24 protein-coding genes and 1 tRNA gene are annotated in these 26,422 nt (G+C 66.7%); 14 read left to right on the top strand and 11 right to left on the bottom strand.

Features of this window, described 5'->3' with window-relative positions:
* Nucleotides 1–48: 48 nt before the first annotated feature.
* The 3 genes from AOZ06_RS52330 to AOZ06_RS52320 all read left to right on the top strand — a co-directional run bounded on the left by AOZ06_RS52330 (nucleotide 49) and on the right by AOZ06_RS52320 (nucleotide 4,152).
* Nucleotides 49–1,878, top strand: a complete 1,830-nt coding sequence (locus AOZ06_RS52330) for an NHL domain-containing thioredoxin family protein (RefSeq protein WP_054296201.1) — start codon at nucleotides 49–51, stop codon at nucleotides 1,876–1,878.
* A gap of 80 nt (nucleotides 1,879–1,958) precedes the next feature.
* Nucleotides 1,959–2,252 (top strand): GroES family chaperonin, encoded by a 294-nt coding sequence (locus AOZ06_RS52325; RefSeq protein ID WP_083472926.1) that lies wholly within the window; start codon nucleotides 1,959–1,961, stop codon nucleotides 2,250–2,252.
* A gap of 19 nt (nucleotides 2,253–2,271) precedes the next feature.
* Nucleotides 2,272–4,152 carry a VanW family protein gene (locus tag AOZ06_RS52320; RefSeq protein WP_054296200.1) on the top strand — a complete coding sequence of 627 codons (1,881 nt, stop codon included), beginning with the start codon at nucleotides 2,272–2,274 and terminating at the stop codon, nucleotides 4,150–4,152.
* 141 nt (nucleotides 4,153–4,293) lie between these two features.
* Here AOZ06_RS52320 and AOZ06_RS52315 read toward each other — a convergent pair whose 3' ends face one another.
* On the bottom strand, nucleotides 4,294–6,126 hold the full coding sequence (locus AOZ06_RS52315) for an acyl-CoA dehydrogenase (protein ID WP_054296199.1): 1,833 nt from the start codon (nucleotides 6,124–6,126) through the stop codon (nucleotides 4,294–4,296).
* A 132-nt stretch (nucleotides 6,127–6,258) separates the two neighbouring features.
* A complete protein-coding gene (locus tag AOZ06_RS52310) occupies nucleotides 6,259–6,999 on the bottom strand; it encodes a response regulator transcription factor (protein WP_083472503.1) in 741 nt (246 codons plus the stop codon).
* A gap of 184 nt (nucleotides 7,000–7,183) precedes the next feature.
* Between AOZ06_RS52310 and AOZ06_RS52305 the strand changes: the two genes are divergently transcribed.
* From AOZ06_RS52305 to AOZ06_RS52275, 7 genes are all read left to right on the top strand, one after another.
* Nucleotides 7,184–7,477, top strand: a complete 294-nt coding sequence (locus AOZ06_RS52305; protein ID WP_157233713.1) for a DUF6191 domain-containing protein — start codon at nucleotides 7,184–7,186, stop codon at nucleotides 7,475–7,477.
* Nucleotides 7,478–7,527: 50 nt separating this feature from the next.
* A complete protein-coding gene (locus AOZ06_RS52300; RefSeq protein ID WP_054296197.1) occupies nucleotides 7,528–8,397 on the top strand; it encodes a TIGR03619 family F420-dependent LLM class oxidoreductase in 870 nt (289 codons plus the stop codon).
* Nucleotides 8,398–8,409: 12 nt separating this feature from the next.
* On the top strand, nucleotides 8,410–8,862 hold the full coding sequence (locus AOZ06_RS52295; protein WP_054296196.1) for a nuclear transport factor 2 family protein: 453 nt from the start codon (nucleotides 8,410–8,412) through the stop codon (nucleotides 8,860–8,862).
* 109 nt (nucleotides 8,863–8,971) lie between these two features.
* The gene (locus AOZ06_RS52290; RefSeq protein ID WP_054296195.1) at nucleotides 8,972–10,477 is read left to right on the top strand and encodes a sodium:solute symporter family protein; all 1,506 of its coding nucleotides are present in this window, start codon (nucleotides 8,972–8,974) and stop codon (nucleotides 10,475–10,477) included.
* 177 nt (nucleotides 10,478–10,654) lie between these two features.
* Nucleotides 10,655–10,912 carry a DUF1707 SHOCT-like domain-containing protein gene (locus tag AOZ06_RS52285; protein ID WP_218921914.1) on the top strand — a complete coding sequence of 86 codons (258 nt, stop codon included), beginning with the start codon at nucleotides 10,655–10,657 and terminating at the stop codon, nucleotides 10,910–10,912.
* Between the two features lie 168 nt (nucleotides 10,913–11,080).
* The gene (locus AOZ06_RS52280) at nucleotides 11,081–12,319 is read left to right on the top strand and encodes an MFS transporter (protein ID WP_054296193.1); all 1,239 of its coding nucleotides are present in this window, start codon (nucleotides 11,081–11,083) and stop codon (nucleotides 12,317–12,319) included.
* A gap of 277 nt (nucleotides 12,320–12,596) precedes the next feature.
* Nucleotides 12,597–13,874, top strand: coding sequence for a sensor domain-containing diguanylate cyclase (locus AOZ06_RS52275; RefSeq protein WP_236952007.1), 1,278 nt, complete (start codon nucleotides 12,597–12,599; stop codon nucleotides 13,872–13,874).
* Between the two features lie 366 nt (nucleotides 13,875–14,240).
* Here AOZ06_RS52275 and AOZ06_RS52270 read toward each other — a convergent pair whose 3' ends face one another.
* Together AOZ06_RS52270 and dcd are read right to left on the bottom strand one after the other, a co-directional pair.
* Nucleotides 14,241–16,466, bottom strand: coding sequence for a DUF7507 domain-containing protein (locus AOZ06_RS52270; protein WP_054296192.1), 2,226 nt, complete (start codon nucleotides 16,464–16,466; stop codon nucleotides 14,241–14,243).
* A gap of 42 nt (nucleotides 16,467–16,508) precedes the next feature.
* Nucleotides 16,509–17,102, bottom strand: coding sequence for a dCTP deaminase (dcd, locus tag AOZ06_RS52265; protein ID WP_054297550.1), 594 nt, complete (start codon nucleotides 17,100–17,102; stop codon nucleotides 16,509–16,511).
* Nucleotides 17,103–17,157: 55 nt separating this feature from the next.
* Here dcd and AOZ06_RS52260 point away from each other — a divergent pair.
* Nucleotides 17,158–17,228, top strand: a tRNA-Gly gene (locus tag AOZ06_RS52260).
* 92 nt (nucleotides 17,229–17,320) lie between these two features.
* Here the strand turns inward: AOZ06_RS52260 and AOZ06_RS52255 are convergent.
* On the bottom strand, nucleotides 17,321–17,590 hold the full coding sequence (locus AOZ06_RS52255) for a site-specific integrase (RefSeq protein ID WP_192781918.1): 270 nt from the start codon (nucleotides 17,588–17,590) through the stop codon (nucleotides 17,321–17,323).
* Nucleotides 17,591–17,665: 75 nt separating this feature from the next.
* Here AOZ06_RS52255 and AOZ06_RS55680 point away from each other — a divergent pair, with 75 nt between their 5' ends.
* Both AOZ06_RS55680 and AOZ06_RS52250 read left to right on the top strand, forming a co-directional pair.
* Complete coding sequence (locus tag AOZ06_RS55680) at nucleotides 17,666–17,842, top strand: hypothetical protein (RefSeq protein WP_179950795.1); 177 nt, start codon at nucleotides 17,666–17,668, stop codon at nucleotides 17,840–17,842.
* Entirely contained in the window at nucleotides 17,839–18,564 is a 726-nt protein-coding gene (locus AOZ06_RS52250; protein ID WP_236952005.1) for an HAD family hydrolase, read from the top strand. The genes AOZ06_RS55680 and AOZ06_RS52250 overlap by 4 nt, the downstream gene beginning before the upstream one ends.
* A 1,194-nt stretch (nucleotides 18,565–19,758) precedes the next feature.
* Here the strand turns inward: AOZ06_RS52250 and AOZ06_RS52245 are convergent.
* Nucleotides 19,759–20,034, bottom strand: coding sequence for a hypothetical protein (locus AOZ06_RS52245; RefSeq protein WP_054296190.1), 276 nt, complete (start codon nucleotides 20,032–20,034; stop codon nucleotides 19,759–19,761).
* Nucleotides 20,035–20,581: 547 nt separating this feature from the next.
* On the opposite strand from AOZ06_RS52245, the gene AOZ06_RS52240 reads away from it, so the two are divergent.
* Complete coding sequence (locus tag AOZ06_RS52240; protein WP_054296189.1) at nucleotides 20,582–21,181, top strand: hypothetical protein; 600 nt, start codon at nucleotides 20,582–20,584, stop codon at nucleotides 21,179–21,181.
* Nucleotides 21,182–21,227: 46 nt separating this feature from the next.
* On the opposite strand, the gene AOZ06_RS52235 is transcribed toward AOZ06_RS52240, so the two are convergent.
* From AOZ06_RS52235 to AOZ06_RS57525, 5 genes are read right to left on the bottom strand one after another with little or no spacing between them, the layout of a single operon-like run.
* Nucleotides 21,228–21,782: a hypothetical protein gene (locus AOZ06_RS52235; protein WP_054296188.1), complete on the bottom strand. Its 555-nt coding sequence runs from the start codon at nucleotides 21,780–21,782 to the stop codon at nucleotides 21,228–21,230.
* Between the two features lie 9 nt (nucleotides 21,783–21,791).
* Nucleotides 21,792–22,478, bottom strand: coding sequence for an alpha/beta fold hydrolase (locus tag AOZ06_RS52230; RefSeq protein ID WP_054296187.1), 687 nt, complete (start codon nucleotides 22,476–22,478; stop codon nucleotides 21,792–21,794).
* A 10-nt stretch (nucleotides 22,479–22,488) separates the two neighbouring features.
* On the bottom strand, nucleotides 22,489–23,112 hold the full coding sequence (locus AOZ06_RS52225; protein WP_054296186.1) for an SRPBCC family protein: 624 nt from the start codon (nucleotides 23,110–23,112) through the stop codon (nucleotides 22,489–22,491).
* Between the two features lies 1 nt (nucleotide 23,113).
* Complete coding sequence (locus AOZ06_RS52220) at nucleotides 23,114–23,911, bottom strand: SDR family oxidoreductase (protein WP_054296185.1); 798 nt, start codon at nucleotides 23,909–23,911, stop codon at nucleotides 23,114–23,116.
* Between the two features lie 10 nt (nucleotides 23,912–23,921).
* Nucleotides 23,922–26,333, bottom strand: coding sequence for an AMP-binding protein (locus AOZ06_RS57525; RefSeq protein ID WP_054296184.1), 2,412 nt, complete (start codon nucleotides 26,331–26,333; stop codon nucleotides 23,922–23,924).
* Nucleotides 26,334–26,422 lie beyond the last annotated feature (89 nt).

The following is a 26,422-nucleotide window of genomic DNA, read 5'->3' as shown; positions in this document are numbered from 1 at the left end:
AGGTGGATCAGGAAATACCAGGTGGCAGTAGTCGTGTTGACTAGGTGCGTGACCTCCTCGACCACACGCCGCGCCCGTGTCAGGGCACCGGAACTCGTCGGCCGCGGCTGGCTGAACACCGGTGACAAGGACCTCGCGCTCGCGGACCTGCGCGGCAAGATCGTGCTGCTGGACTTCTGGACGTTCTGCTGCATCAACTGCCTGCACGTGCTCGACGAGCTGCGGCCGCTCGAGGAGGAGTACGCCGACGTCCTCGTGACGATCGGGGTGCATTCGCCCAAGTTCGTGCACGAGGCGGACGCGGAGGCGCTCGCTGCCGCTGTCGAGCGCTACGAGGTCCACCACCCGGTGCTTGACGACCCGGAGCTGACCACGTGGCAGAACTACGCGGTCAAGGCGTGGCCGACGCTCGTGCTCATCGACCCCGAGGGCTACGTGGTCCACCACGCCGCGGGCGAGGGGCACGCGGAGGCGCTCCGCCGGGTCATCCGTGAGCTGGTCGGCGAACACGAGGAGAAGGGCACGCTGCACCGCGGCGACGGCCCGTACTCCCCGCCGGAGCGCGTGCGCACCGAGTTGCGGTTCCCGTCGAAGGTTGTCGTGACGCCACAAGGGACTTTGCTCGTCGCCGACGCGGCCAACCACAGTGTCGCCGAGCTCGAGGCCGACGGCGAGACGCTCGTGCGGCGGTTCGGCACGGGCCAAAGGGGACGGTCCGACGGCACCGCCCCGAGTTTCTCGGAGCCGTCCGGGATCGCCCTGCTGCCGGACGAGGTCGCGGCGCGGACCGGGTACCAGGCGGTGGTCGCCGACACCGTCAACCACCTGCTGCGCGGGCTGAACCTGGACACCGGCGAGGTCACCACGATCGCGGGCACGGGTGAGCAGTGGCGCGACGGCCCCACCGACGGCCCCGCTGCCGAGATCGACCTCTCCAGCCCGTGGGATGTCGTGTGGTGGGACGGGAAGATCATCATCGCGATGGCGGGCAACCACACCCTCAGCGCGTTCGACCCCATCACCGCGACCGTCTCCCGGTACGCGGGCACGACCGTCGAGGGCCTGTCCGACGGCCCCAAGGCGGAGGCGTTCTTCGCGCAGACGTCCGGGCTCGCCGCCGACGGTGACCGGTTGTGGCTCGTGGACTCCGAGACGTCCGCGTTGCGGTGGATCGGCACCGACCACGTCGTGCACACCGCGATCGGCAAGGGCCTCTTCGACTTCGGGCACCGCGACGGCGACGCCGACCAGGCGCTGTTGCAGCACCCTCTCGGCGTCACGGTCCTCGGGGACGGCAGCGTCGCGATCGCGGACACGTACAACGGCGCGATTCGCCGCTACGACCCGGGAACCGGGCAGGTCTCGACGCTCGCCGACGGCATCAAGGAGCCGTCCGCGGCCGCGGTCGTCGACGGCAAGCTCGTGGTCGTCGCGTCCGCCGCGCACCGGCTGGAGTGGCCGGTCTCACCCGGTGACAACGAGCAACTGGTCGCGGGCAAGGCGCATCAGGTCAAGCGCCCGCCGACCGTGCTCGCTCCCGGTGACGTCGAGCTCACGGTCGTGTTCCAGCCGCCGCCCGGCCAGAAGCTCGACGAGCGGTACGGCCCGTCGACCAGGTTGGAGATCACCTCCTCACCGCCGGAATTGCTGGTCGACGGCGCGGGGACCGGTACAGATCTCAGTCGGCGCCTTGTGTTGGCCGAGGGCGTTGACATGGGTGTGCTGCATGTGGTTGCCCAGGCGGCCAGTTGCGACGACGATCCCGCGATCGAGCACCCCGCGTGCCGCCTGACCAGGCAGGACTGGGGGGTGCCGGTCAGGGTGGAGCAGGCCGGCCTGCGTCGTTTGCCGTTGATGTTGGGAGGAATGGACGACTGATAAGGTGCCGTGCACTTTTCAGTCCCATTCGGTGGACAAGTACGATTCCTGACGTGTCCGAACTCAAACTCGAGATCCAGATGCTGCACGACCGCGTGCTCGTGCGGATCTCGCCCGAGGATGGGGAACGGCGGAGCACAGGCGGCATCGTCATCCCGGCAACCGCGCAGATGGCCAAGCGGCTGGCGTGGGGTGACGTACTGGGGGTCGGCAACAGCGTCCGGCAGGTCAAGATCGGCGACCGGGTCCTGTTCAACCCCGAAGACCAGCTCGAAGTCGAGGTGCAGGCGCAGACCTACCTGGTCATGCGCGAGCGCGACGTGCACGCCATCGCCAGCGAACGCACCGAACACGGAACCGGGCTGTACTTGTAGTCCCGCGGAGGATTGAGCCTTGCCGGAACAGCACCACTGGCCGGAGTCGCACAGCGAGCAGACGGATGTCCTGCCAGCTGTCCGCGTACAGCCGTCGACGCCTGCCCAGACGCCTCCGCACGAGGTGCCGCCGTTCAAGGCCACGTCCGCCTACGACGAGCCGACCGCGCGGTGGGCGGACGAGCAGCCCGAAGCCGAACCGGCACCGGACCGCAAGAAGCGGAACCTGCGCAAGACGGGCCTCGCGGCGGGCGCGGTCGTCGGCGTGCTCGGCGTCCTCTACCTGGTGGACGTCCTGGTCAGCCAGGGCAACGTGCCACGTGGGGTGACCGTCGCCGGTGTCGAGGTCGGCGGGATGACGCGGACGGCGGCCGAGAAGAAGCTCCGCGAGCAGATCGAGCCGCGGCTCAACCACCCCGTCCAGCTCAAGGCCGGTGACCTCACCACGGAGCTGGAACCGGCGAAGGCCGGCCTGACGCCCGACTGGGCCAAGACCCTCGACGCGGCGGGTGAGCAGCCGATCAACCCGGTCACCCGCCTGACGTCGTTCTTCAGCAACCGCGAGGTCGGGTTCACCACCCAGACCGACCAGGCCGCGCTGACCGTCGCGGTCGACGGGGTGCGCGGCAAGGTCGACCAGGACCCGGTCGAGGGCAGCATCAAGTTCGACGGCACCACCCCGGCGATCACCGAAGCCAAGCAGGGCCGCAAGCTCGACCAGAAGGCCGCCGCCGACCAGATCGTCGCCGACTGGGTCAAGGGCGTGCCGATCGAACTGCCGGTGGCGGTGACGCCGGTGAAGGTCGCCCCCGATGCGGTGAAGGCCGCGCTCGAGCAGGCCAAGATCGCCACGTCCGGGCCGATCGTGCTCAAGGGCGAAGGCAAGGACGCGACGCTGACGCCGCCCCAGATCGCCGCGGCGCTGCGCTTCGAGCCGGTCGAGGACAAACTGGTCGCCAAGGTCGACCCCGTGAAGGTCGCCGAAGCGGCGGGACCGCAGCTGAAGTCGACGGAGAAAGAGGGCAAGGACGCCACCATCGTCTTCGAGGGCGGCAAGCCCACCGTGCACCCGTCGGAGGACGGCAAGACGGTGAACTGGGAACCGAGCCTGGTGCCGTTCGCCGAGACAGCGCAGAAGCAGGACGGCCGCGAACTCAAGCTGCAGTACACGGTCAAGCCCGCGAAGGTGACCACGGAGCAGGCCAACGCTCTGGGCATCAAGGAGGTCATCGGCGAGTTCACCACCAACGGCTTCGCGTCGGACTCCGGCGTGAACATCCGGATGGTGGCCCAGAAGGTCAACGGTGCGATCGTGAAGCCCGGCGACACCTTCAGCCTCAACGGCTTCACGGGTCCGCGCGGCGCGGCGCAGGGGTACGTCGAGGCGGGCGTGATCAAGGACGGCGCTCCCGGCCGGGAAGTCGGCGGCGGCATCTCCCAGTTCGCGACGACGCTCTACAACGCGTCCTACTTCGCGGGCCTGAAGAACGTCGAGCACAAGGAACACAGCTACTACATCAGCCGCTACCACAAGGCCAGGGAGGCGACCGTCTTCCAGGACCACGGCGGCAAGAGCGTGATCGACTTGAAGTTCGCCAACGACGCGCAGACCGGGATCGCGATCCAGACGGCGTGGACCCCGAAGTCGATCACCGTCAAGATCTGGGGAACCAAGCGGTACCAGGTCGACTCGGTGACTGGCCCTGACACCAACCCGACTCCTCCGACGGAGAAGGCCGGTCCGGCTCAGAACTGCTCGCCGAGCAACGGCGCGCCGGGGTTCACTGTCACCGACACCCGGGTGATCAAGGATTTGAACGGCCGCGAGGTCCGGCGTGAGAACCGCACGGTGAAGTACAACCCGCAGCCCAAGATCACGTGTCCGGCTCCGCCGGCCTAGCTCTGGCGGTGCTGTCCCGGCACGGAACACGCAGGAGCCTGTGACGGGTCTCCGCTGCGCCCGCCTTCTCGGATGGACAGCCAGAAGGGCGGCGATCCCCCGCCAGGGATCGCCGCCCTTTTCCGCCGCGGGAGCGGGGTCTCAGAAGGCTGCTTCGTCCAGCTCCATCAGGGAGTTGTCCGCCGCTTCCACGATCTTGCGGCCCGCGGCGAGCTCAGGCAGGACGTTGCGGGCGAAGAACGACGCGACGGCCACCTTGCCCTCGTAGAACGCCTTGTCGCGGGCGGAGACCTCGCCGGACAGCGCGCCGAGCGCCACTTCGGCCTGGCGCAGCAGCAGCCAGCCGATCAGCAGGTCGCCGGTGTTCAGCAGCAGCCGGACGGTGTGCTGGCCGACCTTGTTGATGTTCTGCGGGTCTTGCTGCGAGCTGGTCAGGTGCCCGATCAGGGCTCCGATGATGCCCTGGACGTCCTCGAGCGCCTGCTTGAGGGCCGCGCGCTCCTCCTTGAGCCTGCCGTTGCCGCCTTCGGCCGAGAGGAAGTCGTTGATCTCCCCCGCCACGTGGGCCAGTGCCTGGCCCTTGTCGCGGACGATCTTGCGGAAGAAGAAGTCGAGCGACTGGATCGCCGTCGTTCCCTCGTACAGCGAGTCGATCTTGGCGTCCCTGATGTACTGCTCGATCGGGTAGTCCTGCAGGAAGCCGGAGCCGCCGAGGATCTGCAGCGACTGGGTCAGCTGCTCGTACGCGCGCTCCGAGCCGACGCCCTTCACGATCGGCAGCAGCAGGTCGTTGATCCTCGAGTTGAGGTCCGTGTCCTGGTCCAGCGCGATCCGGTCCTGGAACGTCGCGGTGTACAGGTACACCGCGCGCAGGCCTTCGGCGTACGCCTTCTGCAGCATCAGGCTGCGGCGCACGTCCGGGTGGTGCGTGATGGTCACGCGAGGCGCCGTCTTGTTGAGCATGTTCGGCAGGTCCGCGCCCTGCACGCGCTCCTTGGCGTAGTCCAGCGCGTTCAGGTAGCCGGTCGAGAGGGTGGCGATGGCCTTCGTGCCGACCATCATCCGGGCGTACTCGATCACCTGGAACATCTGCGCGATGCCGTTGTGCACGTCGCCGAGCAGCCAGCCGACCGCGGGCTTGTCGTGCTGGCCGAAGGTCAGCTCACAGGTGGCCGACGCGTTCAGGCCCATCTTGTGCTCGACGTTGGTCACGTAGGCGCCGTTGCGCTCGCCCAGTGCGCCGCTCTGCGAGTCGAAGTGGAACTTCGGCACCAGGAACAGGCTCAGGCCCTTGGTGCCCGGCCTGGTCTCGATTCCCGGCCCCTCCGGGCGGGCCAGCACCAGGTGCATGATGTTCTCGGTCATGTCCTGGTCGGCCGAGGTGATGAAGCGCTTCACGCCGTCCAGGTGCCAGCTGCCGTCCTCCTGCAGCACGGCCTTCGTGCGCGCCGCGCCGACGTCGGAGCCGGCGTCCGGCTCGGTCAGCACCATCGTGGCGCCCCAGCCGCGCTCGATCATCAGCTCGGCCCAGTGCTTCTGCTCGTCGTTGCCGTTGCGGTGCACGACCTCGGCGAAGTTCGGGCCGGCCATGTACATGAACAGGGCCGGGTTGGAGCCGAGGATCAGCTCGGCCGCCGCCCAGGTCACCGACGGCGGGATGCCGAGGCCGCCGAGCTCGTTGCTCAGGCCGATCCGGTACCACTCGCCGTCCCACAGCGCCTGGTAGGACTTCTTGAACGCCTCGGGGAGCGTCACCGAGAAGGTCTTCGGGTCGTACGTGGTGCCTTTGCGGTCACCTTCGACGAAGGAGTCCGCGAGGGGGCCGACGGCCACCTTGTTCAGTTCGGCCAGCACGCCGCGCGCGGTGTCCTCGTCCGCCTCCGCGAACGGTCCCGTGCCGAGTCGCTCCTGGACCTTGAACACCTCGAAGAGGTTGAACTCCAGGTCGCGAACGTTGCTCTTGTAGTGGGCCATTGGGTCGCTCCCCTGTGTGTCTGCGTTTCCGGGGCAGGCTTGTGCTACTCGCCGGTAACAACAGGATATTACTTGCCGGTAACCTGGGCAAGCGGATCCCGCCGATGTGGTGAACCAGACGCCCTGCCGCCGTCAGTACGGGTGCTCTTCCTGGTTCACCGTGAGTACTCCGGAGCGGAAGGCCACCGCAACCGCGTGCGTGCGGTCTCGTGCGGACAGCTTGCGCAGGATGCTCTTCACGTGCGTGCGGACCGTCTCCACCGACACGTACAGCACCTTGGCGATCGCCTGGTTCTCCAACCCGTCCGCGATCAGCTGCAGCACCTGGTACTCACGCCTGGACAGCGGCTGCTGCCCGTGCGTGGGCATCACCGGCCCGCCGCCCTTGCCCTTCGGCGTGCCCAGCGCGGGTGCCAGCGTCGGGTCGATGTACCGGCGCTCCGCGTGCACGCGCTGGATCGCCTGGATCAGCTGAGGCGGCTCGCTGCGCCGTGAGATCACGCCGTGCACACCCGCGGCGATCGCGCCCGCGATGTACTGCGTGTTGCGCTGCGCCTCGCGGATCATCAGCAGGACCCCGAGGTCGGAGTCGTTGCCGATCAGCATCCGCGACAGGTGCCACCTCGGGTCGAGACCCGAATCGATGATCACCGCGTGCGGCCGGAACCGCTCGCACAGCTGCAACGCGGCGTGCGGGCTGCCCGCCGCGCCGACCCACCGCAGTCCGCGGGTTCGCATCACCAGTGCTGACAGGCCCTCGCGGACAAGCGGAACCGAGTCGACCAAGGCGATGCCCAGCCCGCCTTCTGTCGACCGCCCGGTGACGACCGCTCCTGTCGGCCGCACCTGGCGGTGGTCGATGTTGTTCACCATCCGCGCCTCCACGCCCGGTCACTCGTCCGATAGTGCGACGTCAGGACACTCGCCTCGTGACGTTGTAGTCGTCTGTGACCGCCGGTAACACAAAAACTCACCCCTGCGGGTGATAAGCGGGCGATAAATCTCGTCCCGCGGACCGGAACGGGCGCTCGCCACCGCGCGTTGGCCAGGTATGGAGATGATGTGGGGCGTCTCACTGCCTGCGCTCGCCGTGTTGCTGATCGGCATGGCGATCCTCGAACTGGTCTGGCGCCGGATCCGCCGGGCGAAGAAGTCGGGCGCGCCCTTCTCCGGGATGGCCTTCGACGAATTCACGGCGTTCCTCCACGGCAGCAAGCGGGTCGAGCTCGATCAGCGCGTGACGCAGTCCCTGATGCGCGAGGAAGAGCAGGACGGCGCGCCGCCGCACCTTGTAGATCTCGACCGCGGCGTGGTGTTCCTCAATCGCCCAGACGGTGACAGCAAGAAGTAGAACACGTTACAGTTGTTCTTCCTGTCGGCCCGGGAAGGACGGCACCGCCCATGAAGTTCACGGTCGCAGTCGCGTTGAGCCCGCTCGACCAGCTGACCGAGCTGGCGCGTACCGCACAGGAGTGCGGATACTCGGCGATTGCCCTGCCAGACTCCATTTTCTACTCCGAGAAGGTGTCGGAGGACTATCCGTACACACCGGACGGAACGCGGTTCTGGAACGAGCACACGCCGTGGGTCGACCCGCTGGTCGCCGCAGCCGCGATGGGTGCGGTCACCGATGAGATCAGGTTCTACACACAGGTTCTGAAACTCGGTCCGCGCAACCCGTTGCTGCTCGCCCGCCAGGTGCAGTCGGTCGCCTGCCTCACCGGCAACCGGTTCGGGCTCGGTGTCGGCATCGGCTGGACGCCCGAGGAGTTCGAGTGGTGCGGCGCGCCGTTCGCCAACCGCGGCGCACGCGTCGACGAGGCCATCGACGTGCTGAAACTCGTCCTCGGCGGCGGGATGGTCGAGTACCACGGCGAGCACTTCGACTTCGACAAGCTGCGGATGAGCCCGGCGCCGAGCGAGCCCGTGCCGTTCTACGTCGGCGGGCACACCGAGCGCGGGCTGCGGCGCGCCGCGCGGATCGGAGACGGCTGGACCTCGGCCATGATCAAGTTCGACGACCTGAAGGCCACCGTCGACCGGCTCGGCCGGCTGCTCGCCGAGTACGAGCGGACCGAGGTGCCCTTCGAGATCCAGGCCGTCTGCATCGACCGCTTCGGCCTCGACGGATACCGCCAGCAGGCGGACATCGGTGTCACGGACGTGCTCGTCGCGCCATGGGTGTTCTACGGCGTCGGCATGGACGGTGACCTCGCCGCCAAGAAGGACGGCATGAAGCGCTTCGCCGACGAGATCCTGCACAAGATCTGAAAGGGGACCCAGATGACTGCCGTGACCTGGAGGGCGACCGAGACCGAGCACCCGGCGCGCACCGCGTCCCGCCGTTCGATGAGTGCGGTCGGCCGGGGCGCGGAGGACGAGTGGGTGGCGTTGTTCGCGCCCGACGCCGTGATCGAGGACCCCGTCGGGGTGTCGCCGATCGACCCGACCGGCCTCGGGCACCACGGCCACGACGGGATCCGGGCGTTCTGGGACAAAACGGTTGCCACGGTGGAGCGGTTCGAGTTCGACATCGACGACTCGTTCGCGGCAGGCGACGAGGTCGCCAACGTGGGCACGATCCACGCCTTCCTGCCTGGTGGCATGCGCCTCGCCACCCAGGGCGTGTTCGTCTACCGGGTGGGGCCGGACGGTCTGATCCGCTCGCTGCGGGCGTTCTGGGAGATGGACCGGGCAATGGGAACCCTGCGCAAGGCTAACGATTCATCTACATGAAAGCGAGTCACGAATGTGACTCAGTTGTGGCCGAGACCTTCCCCTCCGATGTCACGCGTCCGTAAGACGTACGTCACAAGCCGGGCGCTTGGTCGACGTTGGAGGTGCGATGGGCACTCTGGACTGGGTAGTCGTTGTCGGGTACTTCTTCGTGATGGTGGCTATCGGCGTCTGGTCGAAAGCCAAGGTCGCCAACACGAGTGACTTCTTCACCGCGGGCGGCAAGATGCCGTGGTGGCTCTCCGGGATCTCGCACCACATGTCCGGTTACAGCGCCGTCATGTTCGTGGCGTTCGCTGGTGAGGCGTACAAGTACGGCCTGACCGTCTACATCTGGTGGGCGTTGACGATCGGTGTCGGCGTCGGTATCGGCGCGTGGCTGTTCGCGCCGCGCTGGAACCGGTTGAGGTCCAAGTACAACGTGGCATCGCCGCTGGAGTACCTGGCCAAGCGCTACAACGTGCCGACGCAGCAGGTGCTCGCGTGGTCCGGCTCGTTGCTCAAGGTCGTGGACATCGCGGCCAAGTGGGCGGCCGTGGCCGTGCTGCTGCGCGGGTTCGCCGGGGTCCCGATCGCGTGGGGAATCATCCTGATCGGCGCGGTCACCATGGTCTACTCGGTGATCGGCGGCCTGTGGGCGGACGCGCTCACCGACTTCGGCCAGTTCGTCATCCAGGCCGTCGCCGGGTTCGCGATGTTCGGCGCGGTGATCGCGCACTTCGGTGGCGTCTCGTGGATCTGGGACATGTGGGGCCAGCTGCCCGCGCAGAACAGCCAGCCGCTGGCCGGGCCTTACACGATCACGTTCTTCCTGGCGCTCTTCCTGATCAAGACACTCGAGTACAACGGCGGCATGTGGAACCTGGCGCAGCGCTACATGGCCGCGCCGGACGGATCGGCAGCGCGCCGCTCCGCCGCGCTGTCCAGCGTGCTGTGGCTGGTCTGGCCCTTGGTGCTGTTCCTGCCGATGTGGGCCGCGCCGCTGATCGTGCCCGGCCTCGGCAACGCCGACGACGCGTACGTCGCGATGGGCGTCCAGATGCTGCCCGCCGGCCTGGTCGGCCTGGTGCTCGCCGGGTTCTTCTCGCACACCATGGCGATGGTGTCGTCGGACGCCAACGTGATCTCCGCGGTGATCACCCGCGACATGCTGCCGCGGATCTGGAAGGGCACCACCCGGCTCGGCGAGGCCGCCCAGCTCCAGTTGGCCCGGATCACCACGTTCCTGTTCATCGCGGTGAGCATGCTGATCGCGATCAGCACGAGCGGCACCGGTGTGGTGATCAAGATCGTGGTCGACGTGGTCGCGGCGACCGTCGGCGTGATCGGCATCCCGCTCCTGCTCGGTCTGCTGCCGTGGTTCCGCCGCTCCGGCCCGCGCGCCGCGCTGTCGGCCGTGCTGCTCGGCCTCGGCGTGTGGGCGGTGCTGTTCATCTCGCAGAAGAGCGGTGTCACGGTGTCCAAGGAGGCGCTGGTCGCTTACCCGATCATCACCTCGACGCTCGTCTACGTCCTGGGTGGACTGTTCTTCCCGGAACGCACGGCCAAGCGCGACGAACTGATCGACACGCTCGGATCGGACGACCCCGCCCCCGAAGTGGCGGCGGCGAAGTAAATCAAGGAGTTGCCAACCCGATTGGCAACGCGACTGCGGGCGGGCAGCGCCGCTGCCCGCCCACAGCGCTGTGCTGGACCGGATGGACCAGCGTGGACACGAACGAATGGTCCAAAGTGGATCGGGTACGTCCGGCGCAATGTTTCGACGGCTAAGATATTTCGCTACCGTGTGGCCGTGGCGGATGACGCGAGGGCTACTGCGCAGCCGTACGGCCGGGTGGACCCCCGTGATCTGCGGGTTTCCGACGCCGAACGGGAGCACGTGGCGAGCCTGCTGAACAAGGCGCTGGCCAGAGGCCTGATCGACGTCGACGGGTTCGCGGACCGGCTCGGCGCGGCCATGGGCGCGAAGACCCGTGGCGAGCTCAACGCTGTCATCATCGACCTGCCCGGTGTGGTCGTCCGGATCGATCCGAACGGCCGTGGTGGATGACCGAGCGGACGTGGAACCGTAAGCCGATTTCCCGAGTCAATCTCATGAACAGGGCAACACGGCGACATGCCGGAGTGGACTTCTGACGCTTTGTGATTGACTCGTGACGGCAAGCATCTAAGGTCCCGTCAGTCGGTAGCCGCCGGGGCGTACATAAGGGGTCGGTGAGTGACGGAAGCACCGGGGCGAGTCACGTTCCGCGACGTGTTCGCCGTAGCTGAGTTTCGAGCGCTGTGGTTCGCCGAGATCTTCTCGATCGTCGGCGACCAGATGGCGAGGGTCGCGCTGTCGGTCCTCGTCTTCAAGCAGACGGGCTCGGCGACGCTGACCGGCCTGACCTACGCGCTGACCTTCGCCCCGTCGCTGCTCGGCGGCATCCTGCTGACCGGGCTGGCCGACCGCTTCTCCCGGCGCAACGTGATGATCACCGCGGACCTGATCAGAGCCGCGCTGATCCTGCTCATCGCCATCCCGGGGATCCCGTTCTGGCTGATCGGCCTGCTGGTCGCGCTGGCGACCCTGCTCAACCCGCTGTTCAAGGCGTCCCAGCTGGCCACGCTGCCCGACATCCTCAAAGGCGACCGGTTCATCACCGGCATGGCCATCCGCAACATCACCAGCCAGTCCGCCCAGTTGCTCGGCTTCGCCGGCGGTGGCGTGCTGATCTCCCAGATCGACCCGAGAATCGCGCTGGTGATCGACGCGGCCACGTTCGTGCTGTCCGCCGCGATCCTGCGGTTGGGGATGCGCGCACGGCCGGCCGCGGCGGCCAAACAGGACCGGCCCTCGTTCTTCGGTTCGATCAGCCAGGGCAGCAGGCTGGTCTTCGCCGACCCGGGCCTGCGGACGTTGCTGCTGATCACGTGGCTGATGGGGCTGCTGCCGGTCTACGAGGGCATCGCGGCGCCCTACGCCAGCGTCTTCGGTGACGCCAGCGGCACCGCCACCGGCCTCATCCTCGCGAGTGACCCTTTGGGCAGCGTTCTGGGCGCTTTCATCTTCACCCGATGGGTGCCCGCGTCCGTACGACCGCGGCTGCCGGGCCTGTTGTCCCTGGCGGCGGCCGTCCCCCTGTTGCTGTGTTTCCTGCAGCCCGGGCTCGTGGTCTCGCTGGTGCTTTTCGTTCTGTCGGGGGGCATAGGTACTGTGGCATTGATGCAGGCCACAGCCTCGCTCTCGCTCGGCGTGCCCGATTCGAGCCGGGCGCAGGCGATGGGCCTGTCGAACACCGGCCTGACGACCGTGCTGGGGGTGTCGCCCCTGATTGGAGGACTTCTCACGGACATGACGACGCCGCAGACCACGGTCGCCGCCTTCGGGACCGCCGGACTGCTCGCGGCGATCCCGCTGGCGATCGCTTGGCACCGGAACATCCGGAAGGACCCGGAGCGGTGGGTTTCTCAGTGACACCACACCCACGAAATCGTGACAGACGTTTCCAGTGGGTGTGGCCGTCAGGCGCGGCAGGTGGAGGCCTGGCGCGGAGACATCACTGATCCTTGGTGCTGGCCATTAGTGCTCACCTTTCCCTTTGCTGACTATCAGAAAATACACACCTATGGCCCTTGTCGTCAGCCTGCTATCCGGTGGAAACTGTCTGTAAACGGGCAGTTCGCCTAGCGCGACAATGAGGGGTTTTGGGGGACGGATGACTAGTACAGCGGAACCGGCGAGGCGACAATGGGTGCCCGTCCGTAACTGGGCGTTGTGGGAACGCCCGGGTCGTTGGGTCGCCTACACCCTGACCACCGAAGCGCTCACCCTGGCGCTCACGGTCGCCGCGATCGTGTTCATGCCGGTCAGCAACCAGCAGATTCTCATGTTCGGCGTGCTCGCGGTACTGGGGGTACTGCAGGCCGAGACGAGCCGCAAGATCGAACGCGCCCGCCGTTCACTCAACGTCACGCCGCACATCAACATGACGTCGGTCTGGATGCTGCCCGCCATCCTGCTGCTGCCGCCGCAGTTGATCGCCGCGCTGGCGTTCACGTTCTACCTGCACTTGGCGATCCGCAGCTGGTCAGGGCTGCAGCACGTGGCCCCGCACCGCACTATGACCAACGCCACAACCGTAACGCTGACTTGTTTCCTCGCCAGCTGGGTCACGCACTCCTTCTTCGGTGCGAGCCCGCTCGAGGGGACCAAGGAGGTGGCCGCGGGGGCGGTCTGCGTCGCGGGGGCGATGTACTTCCTGGTCAACACGGCGATCACCGGTGGTGGTCTGTACCTGGCGGCGCCGGAGAAGGCGAGCGTCAAGCGCATCGTCGGTACCTGGGACGACAACCTGCTCGACCTGGCCACCCTGTGCATCGGCGGCATGATGGTCATCGCGCTGATCAACCAGCCGCTGATGGCGCTGGTCACGTTCGTGCCGATGTTCGTGCTGCAGCGCTCGGTGCTGGCCAAACAGCTCGAGGACCTGGCGTCGAAGGACCAGAAGACCGGCCTGCTCAACGCCACCGCCTGGCACCAGCGCGGCAACCAGGAGCTGTCGCGGGCCAGCCGCAGCGGCGGCGAGTTCAGCGTGCTGATGATCGACCTGGACTTCTTCAAGAAGATCAACGACACCTACGGCCACCTGGCCGGTGACGACATGCTGATCGCACTCGCCGACCTGCTGAAACGCGAAACCAGGTCGCACGACCTGGTCGGCCGGTTCGGCGGCGAGGAGTTCGTGGTGCTGCTCGGCGGCTCGTCCGAGCTCGAAGCGGTGGTCGCGGCGGAGCGGATCCGTCACATGATCACCGAGCTCGTGGTCGGCACCCAGACCAACGACGGCACGCCCGTCCTGATCAGCGAACGGACCGCCTCGATCGGTGTCGCGGCGTATCCCGAGGCAGGTCAGACCCTCGATGAGGTACTTGCCGCCGCGGACGCGGCCGTGTACGTGGCCAAGGAAAGCGGGCGAAACAAGGTCGTCGGTGCCGGGAATCGCCCGGTCGTGGTCACCACTGCGGGTTAACTCTCGCCGTTGACTATCAGCTCACCGTAACCGCCGTCGCATTAAGTGCTACGGCGGTTACTTTTTGTTTTTACCTTCCGAGGGTGATTGACATACCATCGGTCATCCTTTTCGGCAGAAGTTGCTCTTTCCCCACTGAGATCTTGGTGACAATTCGGGTTCGGCTGGCTGGCGAACAAAATCATCGCCGTGACACCACGCACAGCTTCGATCACCAATAGTCGACGACGACGCCGTGCTCTCCAGTTCCAGTGGATCGACAGCCACCGCCGGTGCGGGCCGCCTTCCGCGATCCTCGTGCACTACGTCAAGTCGTGGCCGCGCCGTACCGGGGCACCGGCGCGTGTGCCAGGACGAGTTCCCGCGTCAATGCCGGATGTCCACGAACGCGGCTCCCACACCGCTCACAGGCGGCCCGACAGGAGCCTTGCCTGTGGCTGTGGCCAAGGCGGTGACGTCGTCGGCTGGCGCGGTCATCGTGCACGTGTAATCAGCCTTGTCCCTGAGCTCCCCCAGCACCCGGGCGCAGTCGGGCGCGACGGCGGTCGTGACCGTGACGTCGGTCAGCGGCACGTCACCCGTGTTGCGCACGCTGACCGTGAACGTGACCGTGTCACCGGGCTTGTACGGGCCCGCGGTGGTCAACGCGATCGAGATGCCCGGGTGGATGACCGCATAGGAGGCGTCGTCGGTCGCTGTCACCGTGCGTGTGGTGATGTCAGTGCCGGTCACGGTTGCTTTGGTCGTCGTGCTCGCCGCCCCGGCGACCTGCGTGCACGTGTACGTCCGGGCGTCGCCAGCGCCGAGTTCACCAACCTGCTTGCCGCAACCGGGAACGTCATCGGCGACCCCGACCCCGGACAACGGCGTGTCACCGGTGTTCCGGACGGCGATCGTGAACGTGACTGTGTCGCCCTGCCGCACCACGCCCGGTGCGACGTCCTTGGTGACCTGGATGTTCGGGTGGATCACCTTGACCGGTGCCTGCGCGGCGGCGGTGACGCGCTTGCCGAGCCGGTCCGCGGCTCCGACCTCGGCCACGTTCACGTCGTCCGGCACAGGTGCCGTCGCGGTGCACGTGAACGTCGACGGCTCGGCGAGTTTCCGCGCACAGCCCGGGGTCTTGGCGTCGACCACCTCGATCCCGGTCAGGGGCGTGTCGCCCGCGTTGTCGACCTTGATGGTGAAGGTGACGGCGTCGCCGACCCGGTACGCGGGCCTGTCCGCCTGCTTGGTGAGCTTGACGGCCGGGTTGAGCACCTCGACCGGCACCGACGCGCTGCCGTCCACCTCGCCGATCGGCGTGGCCGCGGTGACGGCAACGGTGTGGGTGAAGTCGTCCGGCGGCGCGGTGACCTGGCACGTCACCGCCTGGGACTGGCCGGGCTCCAGCGCCTGGATCCGCCCGCAGTCAACGTCCCGGGCGGCGGTCGTGGACGACACGCGGACGTCACGGACGGGCACGCCACCGGAGTTCGTCACCGTGGTCGTGAACGTCACCTGGTCGCCTGGGTGCACCGCGGGCTTGTCCGCTGTCACAGCGACCTGCAACGCAGGGACGGCGATGGACACCACGACGTTCTGCGCCAGGTAGCTGTCGCCGGTGGTGGCGAACCCGAGGTCCACAGTGGTCGCGCCGACACCGACCGGGACGGTGAGCGTGCGTGCGTCCACACTGAAGTTGTTCGGACGGCCTTCGGCTTGGGAGACAAAGAAGTTGTCAGCCGGGCTGCTGCCGTTCACGAGGAACCGGTCCCCGCCGATTCCCCAGTCCCCCTCGTACGCGGTCAGGCCGACCCGCGCCTCCGCGGTCGCGGCGCGGAATCCGTTGACCCGCAACGTGGTCGCCTCGTCGCCGATGTTCTGCCGGACATGCCCGTCGAACACCATCACGTGGCGCTTGGCGGCACCCGACTGGCTGTACACGAGCACGATCGACCAGCCGCCGACACAGCCGAAACCCTTGGGAGTCCACACGTTCGCGACCGTGACAGGCGCCGGCCCACCGGCGAACGCGGCCGTCACGTCGGCCGAGGCGGTGTAGAGCTGACTCGACCCGCGAAACGTGCCCGGTGCGTCCACCCGGAACGTCGCAGGCGCCACCTCGCTGGTCGCGGACCCGACAGTGAGCTTGACCGGCTGGTTCGGGCTGCCACCGGGGAGGATCGCGGGCCGTTCGGACTCGCGCGACTGGCACATCCGCACGGTCGAATCCGCGAAGACACCGGTGTTCCCGCCCCAGCTCAACCGGGCGTGCTCCACCTTCGCACCAGCGGGCAGCTTCGGCGTGGCGGTGCTGGAGTTGAACGTGGCCGGATCACTGTCCACATCCGACCACTGCATGAAGAAGTTGTCGTTCACCCGGTTGTTGCCGCGGTTGGCCGCGTCAGCACAGGCTTGCGGCGAGTTGCCGTCACCAGTGGACGGCGCGTTGTCCGCAGCCACCGGGCACCGCACAGAACCGTTGCCGGCGAGAAGAAAATCACCGTCGAGGATCTTCGCGTACGCCTGCGAGAACGACTGCACCTCATCGGCGCGCGCACCGGCTGTCAAGCCTGCCAACAACATCAGCCCGACCAGCACACGGCGCATACCGGCCGAGTCTGCCAGCGAACGCCGCCACAGCCGCTACTTTCACCCGCTTGTGTCGCGCCTCGTATCCACCCGGTGGAAATTGAGGTAAGCCCTTGACGGCGTCGGCCCGCGCTGCCCCTGATAACGCGACCCGGCCTTCTGCGACCCGTACGGGTGCTCAGCGGCACTGGACAGCCGGAACAGGCACAACTGACCGATCTTCATCCCCGGCCACAACGTGATCGGCAGATTGGCGACGTTGGACAACTCGAGCGTGATGTGCCCGGAGAAGCCGGGGTCGATGAAACCCGCGGTGGAGTGCGTGAGCAGGCCGAGACGCCCGAGCGACGACTTGCCCTCCAACCGGCCGGCGAGGTCGTCGGGGAGGTTGACGAACTCGTAGGTCGACCCCAGCACGAACTCACCGGGATGCAGCACGAACGGGTCGTCGCCCTCCTGCTCGACCAGTGACGTCAGCTCATCCTGCTGCTGCGCCGGGTCGATGTGCGTGTACTTGGTGTTGACGAACACCCGGAAGAACCGGTCAAGACGCACATCGATGCTCGAGGGCTGCAACATCGCCGGGTCGTAGGGCTCCACGCCCAGCCGTCCCGACTCCAGCTCCTTGGTCAGATCACGATCACTCAGCAGCACGCCCACACCCTAGCTGCGCCCGGCAGCTGATGTTGTGTATGCTCGGTCAGGCGTTGCGGATGTAGTTCAATGGTAGAACATCAGCTTCCCAAGCTGAATACGCGGGTTCGATTCCCGTCATCCGCTCTCTTGAAGTTTTAGCAGGTCAGAAGGGCCGTCTCCCGATCTTGGAAGGCGGCCCTGCTGACTGTAGATGATCTCCACGTGGTGTCGGCGTGCTATTCGGCCTCGTCCGCCTGGCCCTCGGTGTCACCGTCGTCACGGTGCTCGTCGACCAGGTCCGACAGCCGGTCGGCGATCTTCTTGTCGGCATCGCTGGTCGCCTGCTGGTAGCGCAGCGCGGCCCGCATGTCGTCGTGCCCCATCCGGGCCATCAGGTCTTTGGTGCTCGACCCGGCCTGAGCCGCCCAGATGTTCCCCGCGTGCCGCAGGTCATGGAAGTGCACGCCCTTGAGGCCCATCTTCGTGACCAGCTCGGTCCACTTCACCCGCTGAGCGAAGTTCGACTTCCGGATGGCGTTAACGAAGAAGCCTTCTTCGGCTACTATCCAGTCCGCGAGCACGTGATCAACCTGGGTGGAGAATCCCAGGCGATCTACGACATCATGGGCAAGGACGCCATCCTCTTCCACCACTCCATCAGTGACGACGACACCAGCACCGGCAGTCAGTACGTCGAGCAATCCCGCATGTGGTTCGACAGCATGTGGACCACCGTCGCCCGGGAGTACATCCGGTGACCGTCCCCATCGACGACCCGGACGCGATAGCCCGCATCTTGGCCAACACCGATGCCCTCCTACTCGACTTCGACGGCCCCATCTGCTCCGTCTTCGCAGGCTTCCCCGCTCCAGTCGTAGCTGGACAACTCGCCGAAATCCTCACCGAAGCCGGACACGACCTACCACCCGACGTGGCCACCGCGACCGACCCCTTCGACCTCCTGCACCACGCCGCCACACTCGGCACCCACGAAGCCGAGCTCGTCAACGCTGCCTTCCGGGCCCACGAGGTCGAGGCCATCCACAGCGCCGAACCCACACCGGGCGCCCACGAGCTCATCGAAGCGTGGAAGCACACCGGCCGCAGTCTTGCCATAGTCACCAACAACTCGCGTACAGCGATCGAAACCTACCTCGATCTCTATGATCTTGGTGGACACGTAGATTTTGTCGCAGCACGTACGAGTAAGGTCACTTCGCTGCTCAAACCGAGCCCCTATCTGGTGACGCGAGCTGTTCGTGAACTGGCAGCTCAACCGAACCGGTCCACGCTCGTTGGCGACTCGGTGACCGACATTGTCGCCGCGAAGGCCGCTCACGTGATGGTGATTGGCTACTCCAACAAACCCGGCAAGGCTGATCGGTTCTTGGAGCTTGAGCCGACAGCGCTTGTTACCACTATGGCCTTGTTGCTGCTCCCAGTGCAGGCGGAGCATCCAGATATTGCGTACGAGCCTTAGTTGTCCACAGCCGGGTTTGCGGCTGCAAGACTGCGACACGCCCGAGAAGGTATTTTCGGACGACACGCCGGTGGCAATCTGTCTTCGTAGGAACGTTCGGGTGCAGGCGTCTGACCAGCAGATTCGTCAGTAGCTTCAGAAGACTTTCTCGTCCTCAGCAGATTGTGTGGCCGGTTCGGATTAACTATCCACAAGCTGTCCACAGAGTACGGTTTGGCGAACGTCGTGTGGACAGTCCAGACTGCTCAGCACGCACCACGGCCAGTGGTGATGGAAGTGGAACATCGCCTTCCCCCGTTTCCGGTCATGAGCGCTCGGGCCGGGAAGGTCGGCGCCGGGCCGAGTAGTAGCCCAGCCGACGAGGAGTAGAAGGTGGCGAGTTGCCACGACGAAGAGGATGACAGCCTCGATGACGAATCGAGGGGTGGCCGGAGCGGGAAGTGGCACCTTCCCGTCCGACCAACCACCGTCATCTTCTTCACCCAGTTCGTCGTTTTGATCAACGAGATTGTCGACGTACTGGGCCGCTGAAGAACCCGCTGGGTGGGGAGCTCTGCTCTCTACCCAGCGGGGCGCGAACCCTACAGCACCGCGCCGCAAGGTTGGTACGTCGGGAGCGTGCCTGAACTATGGCCCGAATGCAAGTTCAGGAAACGTAGTTACTGGTCAAAGTCGCAGGTCACCAGCGATAGTTCACTTGTCGAATCAGGCACTTGAATACTTGACGAGGCGCCTTGCGACGCATCCAGCTGCCGAACCTACCTCTAAAGGATCAAGCGCGTCGGGACCGCGACCAGCCGACGCATGATGGGACGATCGCCGAGTGCCCGACCTGGACGAGCTGGGTACGGCGATCGACGCCCGCCGACGCTCCGCGCCAACGGCCAACGGTTGAGTCAGACCGGCAGGGTTCAACGTGCGGGCCACAGTGGACAGAAGGGGGCCGCGTGCTGTCCACGTGCTATTAGTAAAGGTCAGAAAGGGTCACCAGCGGTCACTCGGGGGCGAGCCGCGATGCTGGTCAGGGGCGCTGTGGGCGGTGATCCTTCTGATTCCCAAGCTGAATACGCGGGTTCGATTCCCGTCATCCGCTCTCTTGAAGTCCTAGCAGGTCAGAAGGGCTGCCACCCGATACCGGGAGGCAGCCCTTCCGGCTGTGGCGGTGTCCCGTGCTGTGCGGCTTCGTCCGCCGGGTCAGCGCAATGCGTTGAGGTCGGCCGCGAGGCGAGCGATCTCGGCGGGGGTGGCGCTGGAGACGTACACGCTCGCTGGGCCGAACCACCGCTCCCACACGTCGACCACAACCGCGGGCTCGATCGCGTCCCCGTGGGCGAGGAGACGGACGAAGTCCTCGGCCTCAAAGTCGTATTCGTCGTCTGGCGCACCCAGGTCCAGCAGGCCTTCGGGGTCGTGCTCGTTGAGCACTGCCCGTACTGCTTGCAGCGAAGGTGGGGGCTGCTGATCTCTCACTGTGTCAGTATCACCATTTCGTCACATCGAGGCGACAAACGCTCAGGTCGTCTTGAGTTCTTGCCGAGTTCCAGGGCCAAGAGCCGGCAGGTGGGAATGTATGGAAACGCCATTTCCGACTGTTTCCGCTGGTTGAACTCGGTCAACTATCACCGAAGCTTCACTCTGCCGGATGCTTGACTGGTTTGACGATGCAGGACTGCGGGTTGTAGAGGTTGAACGGGATGGTCACGCGTTGTCTCTTCTCTGTTTGCGATAGGCGTTCTAGCAGGTAGAACGTGGTTTCGCCGTGATGGCGGCCGAAGTGGGAACGTTATTTTTGTGCACGATGACTGAATTGTTTGTCGACGGGTGACTGTGTGTTGAGAAATGGGATGCGGGGTCCCGTATATTTGGGGATACGTGGCGAATCGCGAGTCCGGGGACGGTGCACATGATCAGCCGGAGACAACTGCTTGGCGGCGCGGGTTCGAGTATTGTGCTCGCGGCTTCGGGGGTGTCGGCTCTTGGTGGATGCGCCGCTGCTCCTGTTGTGGCGGGTCCTGTTGTGGCCGGGGCTGTCGGTGCGTGGTTCTCCGAGTTCGCGAAGGCTGTCGCGGGCGAGTTGGCGACGGCTGCCGTGGACGGCGCGAAGTGGGTGTTCACGGAGGCGTGGAAGGCGTGGAAGGCGCCTTCGGAAGAGCTGACGCGGCGTCAGAAGGGCGAAGGATTCGGCTACTACACCCTCGACGTGTACGGGCACATGATCCCGGGGACGACCCTCGTGGGACTGGCGCGGGGCAAGAACCTCGATCCTGCGGTCGATCGGCTCGGGTGCGCCCGCAACACCGGGGAACTGATCATCCTGGAGAGCTGGGCCTGGAAGGCGGTGCAGGCGTTCATCAGGAACGAACTCGGTGACAAGAAGGACGACGACCGCCTCCACCTCCTGCAACTGCTGGTCGGCACGCTCATGCCGCATGCTCCGGGTACCGCTGGTAAGAGCCCGAAGGCGACGACCAGCTGGGTCAACTACCGCGCGCGCGACGGTGACGTCGAGATCGTCAAGTTCACCGACTCCGGCAAGCCCAAGGTCACAGTCACCGCGTCCGGGTACTTCACGAACGCGCCGGGCACTCCCACCAAGCGAACCTTCGACCTCGCCTGACAGGGAGAGCACGGTAAGCCAGATCGTCGGCCTGAGGCTCTGTTCGCTACAGCAGGCCGTCGATGGTCGAGTCCGTCACCGCGCACCGCACGTCGAACTCGGCGTCTTTGGCTTCAGCCAACGCTTTGGTGCCGCGGCCGAGGAACGCCGACTGGCCCGGGGACACGTGCAACGACAGCACCGCTTCCCCGTCCCAGTCGGCGGTGATCGTGATGAGCCCGGAGTCGTTGTCCGCCATGGCGTTGGCTAAACCGCGCAGCACCGTGCACGCCCAGATCACGCTGGGGAGCTGGAAGTCGGCCCGCGTGTCGAAGTCGACCGCGAGCGAGCCGGTGTCCGGGTCGAATCCGAGCGTCAGCTCGTCAAGATCGCGCCACAGGCCGGCGTAGTCGCCGTCGATCCAGCTGTCGCATTCCTTGACGGCGTCGGCGAGTTCGTCACGGTACCGGCGCCGTGTTTCGCTGTCGCTCCAGGGATCGCAGACGCCGGTCCAGTCTTGCAACGCCCACGTGGACGCCGGAGCCACCGGTGTTCGCAGGTACGTCTGCAGGCGCGGCTTCGTGATGGTCATCGCCGCTGCCACCGACACGTATTGGGACACGGGCGGAGGCTACCGGCGGGCACCGACAATCGTGGCCGCGTCACGCACGTACCGGGCGAAGATCTTCGGGTGTGTCATCGGCAGGTAGTGGCCGGTGCCGGGGATCACAAGCAGGCGGGCGTCCTGGGCGGCAGCGACGAACTTGCGTTCGTGGTAGCGGAGGTGGTCGTGCCCGCCGTTGATGAACCACGTCGGCCCGGGGTAGTCGGCCACTGCGCGCAGCGGGTCGAACGAGCGCAATGCGGCCACGACGGACGGGATCGCGGGCGTCGCGATGGGTGCCGTGGTCAGCGCCGCAGCGACGTCCGGGGGCAGGGTGGCGCTGAACATCCGGCGGCTCAGTCGTTCGCCGCCGTCGGCCATGCTCGTCAGAACCTTGTGCATCGCGAGGAACGGTGCTGTGGCGTAGCGGTCGGGCACGGTGGTCGATCCCGCGATGACGAGTCCGGCCACGCGGGACGGGTGGGCCGCCGCGGTCGCCATGGACACGTAGCCGCCGAGCGAGTGGCCGACGACCAACGCGCTGCCGCCCACCGCGTCGATCGCCTCGGCGACCACGGACACAGCCGCGTCCATCGTGAACGTGCCGCCGAGGCGTGCACCGTGGCCGGGTAAGTCGACCGGGTGCCCGAAGTCGTACGAGGTCCAGGCACCCGCGTGACAGCGGATGCCGTGGACGAAGACAATTGGGACCATAGTCCCGATACTACTGCCGACGGATGATCACTTCGATCACGCGCTTGCGCCGCAGGCCCAGACCGGCGACCAGGCCGAGTGCCACGCCGACGGCCACCGGAGCGAACCGCTTCAGCAACGGCACCAGCACGAGCGCGGTGCCGTCGAGGGCCTCGGGCTCGGCAGCGGGAGCCACCATCGACGGTGTCGGGTCGTCGAACGACTTCTCCACGTTCTGCGCGAACTGGTCGATCAACCGCTGCGACACCTCGCCGATCACGCCGCGCCCGAACTGCGCGACCTTGCCGCGGATCATCAGGTCCGTCTCGATGGAGATCTTCGAGCCGTCGCCGTCGGCCAGCACGCGCGCGGTGACGTGGGCGTCCGCGTTGCCCTGACCGTGTTGTTCACGGCCGGACGCCTTCAGCACCGCCGTGCGCGCGGCCTGGTCGATCGACAGGAACTTCACCGTTCCCGTGTACGACACGCCGAGCGGGCCGACTTTCACCTTCACTTCGCCGGAGTACGTGGAGTCGTCCACGCGTCCGGTCAGCTTGCTCCCCGGCATGCACCCGGCCACCCGCTCGACGTCGAGCAGTGTCGAGAACACCGTCGCCGGGTCCTGCGCGATGTGGACTTCGTTGGTCAGCTTCATCTCAGATGTCCATCAGTGCCTTGCGTTGCCCGCCGTCGACGGGGATGTGAGCGCCGTTGACGAAGCTGGCCCGGGGCGAGGCCAGGAACGCCACCAGCGCCGCCACCTCGTCCGGTTCGCAGATCCGGCCGAACGGGATCGAGCTGGTCGCCAGCTCGTGCGCGCGGTCCTGGTCGACGCCCTTGTCCCGGGCGAAGGCCTTTTCCAGGGTGTCCCAACGGTCGGTGTTCACCGGGCCGGGGTTGACCGTGTTGATCCGGACGCCGTAGCGGCCGTACTGCTCGGCGATGGAGGAGGCGAAGTTGATGTCCGCCGCGTTGGCCACGCCTGCCGTCAGCTCCCAGTAGCTCGGCTTCAGGCCGTCGTTGCCGACGACGAGCACGATCGAGCCGGAGCCGCGTTCCCGCATGTGCGGGATGACCGCGCGGACCGAACGGACGTAGCCCATGAACTTCAGGTTCAGGCTGGCCATCCACTGCTCTTCGGTGAGGTCCTCCAGCAGTCCGCCCGGTGAGCTGCCCGCGCACGTGACCAGCGTGTCGATCCGGCCGAACCGCTCGAGGGTGGCCGCGACGCAGCGTTCGACGTCCTCGGTCCTGCTCATGTCGCCTGCCATCGGCACGACCGACCGCCCGCTGGCCGCGGCGATCTCCTTCGCTGTCACCTCAAGGGATTCGGTGGTCCGCGCGGTGATCACCACGTCCGCCCCCTCGGCGGCGAGGTGTTCGGCGACGGCCCGGCCGATGCCCTTGCTGGCTCCGGTCACGAAGGCGACGTTGTCCGTCAGCTGCAGGTCCATCCACCACTCCTCACCTCGGGATTGATATTTGGCATACCAGGTCGGCGCGGGCGGAAGCGAGCGCCGATCCCGCCGCGGTCTGTTCGATCATGGTCCCGAGCCGGCAGAGTATCGATTCCGTGCCCGGCCTGCCGATCAGTTGCGCACCGACCGGCAACCCGCCGGCCAGCCCGGCCGGGACCGACAACGCGGGCAACCCGGTGATCGACGCCAAAGCGGTGAACCGGAAGTACTTCGACTCCAGCCCCGCGGTGCCCAGCGGTGCGGCCGGAACCGGCGTGACCGGGAGCAGGATCGCGTCCACGTCGGGAAAGGTCCAGCCGTCGAACGCAACGACCTCCGGTGGCGGCGCGAGTACGTCCACCAGGTGCGGTGACAGCGAATCCCGGTCGGGCCAGTACAGCTCGCGCGCCTCGGACCGCATCAGCGCGGACGCCGCGAACCGGGCGTCGGGTATCTCGGTCTCGGCGAAGGAGATCTCGGGTAGCGCCGCGATCGTCGACCGCAGCACGTCACGGACCTCGTCGGCGCAGAACCGCAGGTTGTAGCCGACACGCAACGACGACGGCACAGGCGCGGCGACTCCGCCCATGGCCGTGAACATCCACAGGCAGTCCCCTGCTGTCGTGGCGATCGGGCCGACAGTGTCGAGCGACGGCGCGAGTGGCGTGACACCGTCCATCGGCAGAACGCCGTACGTCGGCCGAAGCCCCGCCACGCCGCACAACGCGGCGGGGATGCGAATCGATCCGCCGGTGTCGGTGCCCAGTGCGTGGCCGACCGCGCCGACGGCGACCGCGACGGCTGAGCCGCCGCTGGAGCCGCCCGCGTGCCGGGAACGGTCCCAGGGATTCGCGCATCCCGGTGTCAGCACTGAATAAGCCAGCTCCGGCATGGCGGTCCGGCCGATCGAGTGGCACCCGGCCTCGGCCAGGCGGCGTACGACAGTCGCGTCAGGGGCGATGTTGTCCTTGACCGCCAGCGGGATTCCCCCTTCCGCACCGGAAACCGACACGAACGCGCCGAGGTCGACGGCCCGTTGCACGGGCGAGACCAGGCGGTTGCGGTCGAGCTTGCCCATGTGGTTGCGCGGCAGGCTGTTCACCTCGAAGAACTGCTTGGGCACCTTGTACGGAGCCAGCACCGACTTCGCGTGCGCGGCCAGATCGGCTTCGCCGTCCAGCACGACCCACGCGGTGACCTGCTCGCCCCACTTCGGATCCGGGATTCCCGCGACTGCCGCCTCGACGACGGCGGGATGGTCCTCAAGAGCCAGTTCCACTTCACGGGGGTACACGTTCATCCCGCCGGTGATGATCAGCTCCTTGCTCCGCCCCTTGATCACCAGGTGCCCGTCGACGATCTCACCGAGATCGCCCGTGCGAAACCAGCCGTCCGGCGTAAACGGATCATCCACATCGCCCCGGTAACCCGTGAACACCTGCGGCCCGCGCACCTGGATCTCCTCGTCCACCAGCCGGACGTGCACGCCGGGCAACGGGACGCCGACTGTGTCGCCGCGCGGGGAGCCGACCGGATTGGACACGTCCAGACCGGATTCGGTTGTCCCGTAACGGACCAACGGAATCCGCGGCAGCTGCGCGGCCAAAGCCGTGCTCAGCGGGGCCGAACCGCACACGCACAACCGCAAGCCGGAGAACGCCTCCGGTGAGGACGCCAACCGCGCGTAGATCGTCGGCACGGCGAACAGCACCGTGGCGGTACGCATCGACGAGACCAGTTCGTCGGAGAACTTCGAGTACAGCCGCGCGGACGACCCGGCGATGAGCGTCGCGTGTACTCCGCTGAGCCCGTGCTGGTGGAACAACGGCAACGCGTGTGTGAGGACGTCGTCTTCGGACCACCGCCACGCGGCCATCGCGGAGCGGATGGACGTGAGCAGGTTGCGGTGCGTCAGTGGGACGCCCTTGGGTTTGCCTGTCGTTCCTGACGTGTACGCAAGAACGGCGACGTCATCCGGCTCGCCGGCCGGCTCGACCGGATCACCGGCCACGGCGTCGAAGGCAGTCAACGTCAGCGCGGCGCCCGAGTCGGCGACCAGGTGCGCCAGTTCTGACTCTGTGTAAGCGGGATTGGCCAGTACGACGATCATCCCTGCGCGCAAGGCACCCAGATAGCACCGGACGAAGCCGGGAGACGACGGCCCGGACAGGACAATTCGTGTGCCAGGGGCGAAACGCGCGGCGAACCAGCCTGCGGCGGACCCGGCCTCGGCGTCGAGTGCACTGTGCGTGATCGCGGTGCCGTCGATGTCCAGCGCGAGTTTGCCGGGGAAGCGCGCGGCGCTGGCCTTGGCCAGCAAGGGGATCGTGGATTCGCCCATGGAAAGCACGTAGGACAACGGGTCCGGCGTGTCCGGTAGGTGCACTCGCCAGGACGCCTCGCTCCACGCGACGCTCATACCGCCTCCATGCTGAGCAGTTCCAACTCCGGTCACAACCACGAGAATGGTGCCGTCGTCAGATGATCGCCCGGGGACGAGACTTATGT

Origin of the sequence: Kibdelosporangium phytohabitans (assembly GCF_001302585.1) — a bacterium.
Classification (GTDB): Bacteria; Actinomycetota; Actinomycetes; order Mycobacteriales; family Pseudonocardiaceae; genus Kibdelosporangium; species Kibdelosporangium phytohabitans.
The sequence above is the reverse complement of the archived record's forward strand: the minus strand, read 5'-3'. Positions and strand labels throughout refer to the sequence as shown.